Raw genomic sequence first — 6,576 nt, 5'->3', positions numbered from 1 at the left:
GTCGAATATATCGACTTCGAGGGCGTCATCCCCGAGGGCGAATATGGCGGCGGGCCGATGATCGTCTGGGACACCGGCACCTGGGCGCCGATGGACGACGTCGAGAAAAGCCTGAGAACCGGCGCCTTCAAGTTCCGGCTGGCCGGCCAGAAGCTGAATGGCGGCTGGATGTTGACGCGGCTGAAGCCGAAGCCCGGCGAGGACGAGGCAAAGAAGAACTGGCTCCTGTTCAAGGAGCGCGACCTCGCTTCGGACACCAGCCGCGACATCCTCAGCCAACGGCCGGAGAGCGTGAAAACCGGCCGCCGCATCGAGGAACTGGTGGCGCCGCCGAAGAAGCGCGAGCGCCTGCCGCCGAAACCCGGCTCCTTCAAGCCCGACGCGTTGCCCGGTGCTGTCAAAGCGCCGCCATCTGGCCGCATCGAGCCACAGCTTGCCACACAGGTTCCGAAGCCGCCGGGCGGCAATGATCCCGCGGAGCACACCGGTCAACTCTGGCTGCACGAGATAAAATTCGACGGCTACCGCACCATGGCGCATGTCATGGACGGCGAGGTCAGGCTGATCACCCGTGGCGGCATCGACTGGACGAAGCGCTACGGCGATCTTCCGCAGGCCTTTTCGCGACTGCCGGTGAGCCAGGCGATCATCGACGGCGAGATCATGGTGCTCGACGACAAGGGCATCTCGCGCTTTGCGCTGCTGCAGGACGCGCTGGCCGAAGGCGCCGGCTCGAAGCTGCATTTCTACGCCTTCGACCTTCTCCATCTCGACGGTTGGGATCTGCGCAAGGCGCCGCTGCAGAAGCGTAAGGCGCTGCTTGCCGAGCTGCTCGCCGGCCAGACCGCCAACGCCGCCATCCAGTACAGCGACCATGTCGAAGGCGACGGGCAAGGTCTCTACGACCAGGCCTCGGAGCTTGGGTTGGAAGGCGTCGTCTCCAAGCGCGCCGACGCCATTTACATGAGCGGCCGGACCAAGAGCTGGACCAAGGTGAAGGCGCAGAAGACGGATGATTTCGTCATCGCCGGCTATACCGTCTCCGACCGCGCGGAGGGCTTGGCGGCGCTCGGCATGGCCGAGTTCGAGAATGGCGAATTGCATTATCGCGGCAAGGTCGGCACCGGATTCGATCGCGACATGGCGACGGAGCTGCTTACCCGGCTGGAACGGCTGACGGCCGGCGCCAGTCCGCCCGAAGGCGCGACGCGCGAGATCATGCGTGAGATGCACTGGGTGAAGCCGCTGCTGTCGGCCCGCATTCGCTATTCGAACCGCACCGCCGACAATGCGATCCGCCACGGCGTATTTCGCGGCCTGCGCGATATCGGCGGGCTGACCACACCGGCGCCGGTGAAGCGCAAGCGGCTGATCGCCGAATCCGATCTCGCCACCATCTGGGTCACCAATCCGGAGCGGCGGCTGTTCGGCAAGACCGGTCCGACAAAACTCGACATCGCGGTCTATTACGCGCTGGTCGGCGATTTCATGCTGCCGCACATCATCGGTCGCCCGGTATCGCTGGTGCGCTGCCCGACCGGCAAGCCGCAGGACTGTTTTTTCCAGCGTCACGCTTTCACCGGCATGCCGCCTTCGGTGGCGGTGTTCGAGTCGATCAATTCGGAAGGCGAAACCAAGACCTATCTCTCGGTCGAGGACGCCAAGGGCTATCTGGCGCTGGCCCAGTTCGGCGTCGTCGAGTTCCATACCTGGGGCACGCACCGGACAAAACTCGACAAGCCCGACCAGATCGTCTTCGACCTCGACCCGGGCGAGGGCATTTCGTGGCGCGAGGTGGTGGAGGCGGCGGTCCACATCAAGGGCGGTCTGGAAGTGCTGGGCCTGGTGCCCTTCGCCAAGACCTCCGGTGGCAAGGGCATCCACATCACGGTGCCGGTGACCAGGAAGCAGAACTGGAAGAAGCTGCACCAGGCCTCAAGCGCGATCTCGACCCATCTCGCGTCGACCGCGCCCGACACCTTCACCACGACGATGGGCAAGGACAACCGCAAGCGCCGCATCTTCATCGACTTCCACCGCAACGCCCGTGGCCACACGTCCGCCGCCCCCTATTCGCTGCGCGCCCGCACCAACCTGCCAGCATCGACCCCGGTGAGCTGGACGGATCTCGAGACGATCGACGCGCCGGAGGACCTCAACTACGCCTCGCTGCCGGGGCTTTTGGAGACATCGGGCGATCCCTGGGCGGAGATCGACGAGATGGCGCGGGATCTGCCGGTGTTGGCGGGGAGGTAGGCCATGCATGAGGCGAAGCCCTCGCGTCTTTCGTCATCCTAGGGCGAAGCAAGGAGCGAAGCGACGCGGCGAAGACCCTAGGATTCATGCCGTGACTTCGGCCGTGGAATGCAATTGTGCAGAATGGTCGCCCGCAATACCGCCAGCTCGAGGCCTCCGGCCAATCGTCAGCGTCCCGCCAACGTCTCAACCCCATCTCCATCGACGCTTGCTACAATTTGAACTATTCTCCCACCAAACCCGACCCAGAAAACACTTCGTCAGGAATTCGGCAGTACCATCAAGGGTCGGTGTAGGATTTCCACGGCGCCAACCGTCCTTGAGCGGGAGCGCTGCAAGTAACTGTCAGTGCATGGCCGCGTAGGAGTTCATCATGGCGCCCAGGGCAAGTTGGAAAGGTTACCTCAAGCTCAGCCTCGTCAGCTGTCCGGTCCGGCTCTATCCGGCCACCAGCGCGAGCGAACGCATCACATTCAACCAGCTGCACAAGAAGACCCACAACCGCATAAATATGAAGCCCGTGGATCCCGAGCTCGGGCTGGTCGAGCGCTCGGACCTGGTCAAGGGCTACGAGTACGAGGACAAGCAGTACATCATCATCGATGACGCCGACCTCGATGCGGTCAGGATCGAATCCAACCACACGATGAACATCGAGGCCTTCGTCGATGAGGGCGAGGTCGACGTCATCTATCAGGACTCACCCTATTACCTGGCCCCCGACGGCGCCATGGCGGAGGAAACTTTCGCGGTGCTGCGCGAGGCGATGCGCAAATCCGGCAAGTTGGCGATCGCCAGGCTCGTGCTCTCCAGCCGCGAGCGCGTGGTGACGATCGGCGCGCGCGAGAACGGCATGTTCGTTTGCACCTTGAGGAATCCCAACGAAGTGCGCGGCACGGCTGAATATTTCGGCAACATTCCGGCCGGCAAGCCGGACCCGGAAATGCTGCAGCTCGCCGAGGCGCTGATCAAGCAGAAGGAAACCGCCTTCGATCCGAAGAACTACGAGGATCGCTACGAGGTGGCGCTGATGGCGATGATCCGCGAGAAGCTGAAGGGCCACAAGCCGATCATTGCGGCCGCGCCCGAGCGCGGCAACGTCATCAATCTGATGGATGCGCTGAAGGCGAGCCTGTCGCAGTCGGCCAAGCCGCCAGCCAAGTCGAAGAGCAAGGCCGACGAGGCGCCGGCCAAGCCAGCCAAGAAGGCGGCTGCCGGCGGCGCGCCCGAAAATCCGCTGAAGGCGAACCTGTTGAAGGCCGTCGGCAAGAGCAAGAAGTGACGGCAGGGTCAGTCATCGTCCCCGGCGCCGTTTATGGCGTCGTCGGCGCGCTGGCCGCCTTTCCGCTGAGGCTGGCCGCGCGCGAGGTCGAGCGCCGCCATGCCGAGCTGAGGCGCGGCGTCACCCGCCGCACCAGCCATGCCGTGTTCGGCCGCACGCTGCTGGCGAAAGCCGCGATGAGCAGGACAGGCGATGCCGACATCGAACGGCGCGCGAAGGCCGAGCGCGCCGCCGGCCGCGCGCTGATCAGCGAGAACGGTTTCCTGCGCCTGCTCGGCCTGATGAAGGCGCCGGAGGCGTCGTCGCTGTCGAGGCAATCGCTGATCGACCAGTCGCGACTTGCCGGCGACGATCTCGACCTTCTGTCGCTGTTCGACGCCTTCGAGCACGATGCCGAGCCTTATTCCTTCCGCGACCTCATCCTGGCCAGAAAATATGCCGGGCTGATCGCCAGCGGCGCCAGCTGGGGCGCGATCGCGCGCTCCGTGCATCGCTCCGGCCCGGTCGCCTCGCTCACCGCCAAGTCGCTCAATCTCGGCTCGCAGCACGGCCGCCCCGACGCGATCTATCTCGACGATGGTGCGAGCGAGCTCGACGGTCAGTTGCTGTTCGATCTGGTTTCACCAAATTCGGGAATGGCTGGAGACGACACGCTGGAGGAACTGTTCGCCGAGGCGGAAGGCGCGGAACAGGAGGGGCGTCACGACGATGCGGCAGCGCTTTACCAGCGTTGCCTCGCGATCGACGCCAAGGATGCGATTGCCGCCTTCAACCGCGCCAACTGCCTGCGCGGCGCCGGCCGCGTGGCGGAAGCCGCGCACGACTATGCGCGTGCGATCAAGCTCGATCCCGGCTTCGTCGAAGCCTGGTTCAACCTCGCCGGCCTGATGAGCGCCGAGGGCAAGGTGGCCTCCGCCCGCCGCCACCTGCAGAAGGCGATCGCACTCGACAAGACCTATGCCGACCCGGTGTTCAACCTTGCGCGGTTGGAATTCGATGGGGGGAATATGGCCGAGGCCCGCCGGCTGTGGGTGCGCTATCTGGAACTCGATGCTGAATCCGAATGGGCGAGGTTGGCGCAGAAGGGGATACAGTTCGTCGATTTGCATATGGCGCGCACGGCGGGGTGAGCGAGGGTGGAGCTTGATGCAAAGACCATCCGGAAGAGAGTCACCGAAGAGCTTTATGCCCGCCTTGGTGAGAGATGGTTCAAGCCGGGCAGTTCAAAGCTGATCATCGCGTCCACCGACAACCAGACCGATTTCAGTATAGAGCTGGATTGTTACACGGATCGCCGCTACGGCGAGTATGACTGTTCTATTGAAGCCGTCCTCAAATGGAAGAAATTCGCTAAGTTATTTAGGGAGTTAGGCGATTGGTATAACCATATATTCCAAGGTACGGCCCGGTCGAAGAACATGGTATTTGCGAGAGTTTCCTTTGATGGAATCCAAGCCGATTTCAAATCGCCCGGCCGAGATATCTTCTGGGTCACCAATGAACGAAACCTTGAGATGTTCATATCCCAATGTGTGAACGATCTCGACGGTAAGGTCGGTGTGTGGATCAGGAGGTGGTTCACTTGGCTATCGGCGCTGGAAGCGATGGATGCTCATCCAAATCTCTGCGGTGCATGGCGGGACACAGCCTATTACTGTCTGATGGAACAGGTTCATGGGCGTGACGCAGCCTGCGCTTGGATCCGTGGGATCGACGCCACGGGCTGGCCTGAGTGGCTGGCGGCGCAGGTCGAGTATCTGCAATCGAACGTTTGCGATGGAACTGCGATCCGGCCATAGTCTCCGCTCCAAGAGGATCGCGATGTTCGCGCCTGTGAGCTCGGCCTCTCCAGAAAGCCCGCCCCATGACCCACTTCCTCTTCGACGGCTCCGAAACCGCCCCCGTCACCATCCTGCTGGCCCATGGCGCCGGTGCGCCGATGGACTCCGCCTCGATGGCCGCCACCGCCAAGGCGCTCGCCACGGCCGGCTTCCGCGTGGCGCGCTTCGAGTTCCACTACATGGCCGCCCGCCGCTACGGCCATCGCAAGCCGCCGCCGCGCGCCGAGACGGTGAACCCTGAATACATCAAGGCGATCGCCGACCTTCGCGCCAAGGGTGTCACGGGAAAGCTCATCATCGGCGGCAAGTCGATGGGCGGGCGCGTGGCGTCGATGGTCGCGGACGAGATGTTCGAAAAGGGCGAGATCGCCGGGCTGGTCTGCCTCGGCTATCCCTTCCACCCGCCGGCCAAGCCCGAGCAGCTCCGGACAAAGCATCTCCTCGGCCTCAAGGCGCCGACGCTGATCTTCCAGGGCACGCGCGACGAGTTCGGCACCAAGTATGAGGTTGCGACCTATGGCCTTTCCAACGCCATCGAGATGATCTGGCTGGAGGACGGCGACCACGATCTGAAGCCGCGCAAGGCGATTTCGGGTTTTTCGACGGCGGATCATTTGAAGACGGTGGCGGAGACGACAGCGGCTAAATTCGCGCAGCCGTCGGCTTCGTCATTCTAGGGCGGAGCAAGGAGCGAAGCGACGCGCGCAGACCCTAGAATCCATGCCGTGACGCTAAGGCGTTGCAACGGTTCAGAATTCTGCCCCGCCACGTTCCACGGCGACGGTCACGGCATGGATCCTCGGGTCAAGCCCGAGGATGACGAAGCGAGGGGCGCTTTCGGCATCCAAACATGAAAATCGCCACCTTCAACATCAACAACATCAACAGCCGCCAGGAGAACCTGCTGGCCTGGCTCGCCGAGGCAAAACCCGACGTCGTCTGCCTGCAGGAACTGAAGGCGCGCGACACGCAGTTTCCGCTGACCCGGCTGGCGAAGGCCGGCTATGGCGCGGTGTGGAAGGGCGAGCCGACCTGGAACGGCGTTGCCATTCTGGCAAAGGGCGCAGAACCCGTGCTGACGCGCGACGCGCTGCCCGGCGACGACGCCGACCGCCAGGCGCGCTACATCGAGGCGGCGGTGTCGGGCATTGTCATCGCCTGCCTCTATGCGCCCAACGGCAACCCGCAGCCCGGGCC

Annotated in this window: 6 protein-coding genes; all 6 read left to right on the top strand. The window is 63.6% G+C overall.

The window, feature by feature from the left end; all coding sequences use genetic code 11:
* The coding region (ligD, locus tag EN742_RS19415) for a DNA ligase D (protein WP_128333161.1) at positions 1–2,256 on the top strand (2,256 nt) is incomplete at its 5' end.
* Between the two features lie 373 nt (positions 2,257–2,629).
* Positions 2,630–3,538, top strand: a complete 909-nt coding sequence (locus tag EN742_RS19410; protein WP_126055270.1) for a Ku protein — start codon at positions 2,630–2,632, stop codon at positions 3,536–3,538.
* On the top strand, positions 3,535–4,668 hold the full coding sequence (locus tag EN742_RS19405) for a tetratricopeptide repeat protein (protein ID WP_128333160.1): 1,134 nt from the start codon (positions 3,535–3,537) through the stop codon (positions 4,666–4,668). Before EN742_RS19410 ends, EN742_RS19405 begins: the two co-directional genes overlap by 4 nt.
* 6 nt (positions 4,669–4,674) lie before the next feature.
* On the top strand, positions 4,675–5,337 hold the full coding sequence (locus tag EN742_RS19400; RefSeq protein ID WP_127407300.1) for a hypothetical protein: 663 nt from the start codon (positions 4,675–4,677) through the stop codon (positions 5,335–5,337).
* 65 nt (positions 5,338–5,402) lie between these two features.
* On the top strand, positions 5,403–6,056 hold the full coding sequence (locus EN742_RS19395) for an alpha/beta family hydrolase (RefSeq protein WP_127407299.1): 654 nt from the start codon (positions 5,403–5,405) through the stop codon (positions 6,054–6,056).
* 173 nt (positions 6,057–6,229) lie between these two features.
* Positions 6,230–6,576 (top strand): endonuclease/exonuclease/phosphatase family protein (locus EN742_RS19390; protein WP_189375463.1); only part of this gene is annotated, 347 nt, incomplete at its 3' end.

The sequence above is a fragment of the Mesorhizobium sp. M4A.F.Ca.ET.020.02.1.1 genome, from assembly GCF_004022645.1.
GTDB lineage: Bacteria > Pseudomonadota > Alphaproteobacteria > Rhizobiales > Rhizobiaceae > Mesorhizobium.
The sequence above is the reverse complement of the archived record's forward strand: the minus strand, read 5'-3'. Positions and strand labels throughout refer to the sequence as shown.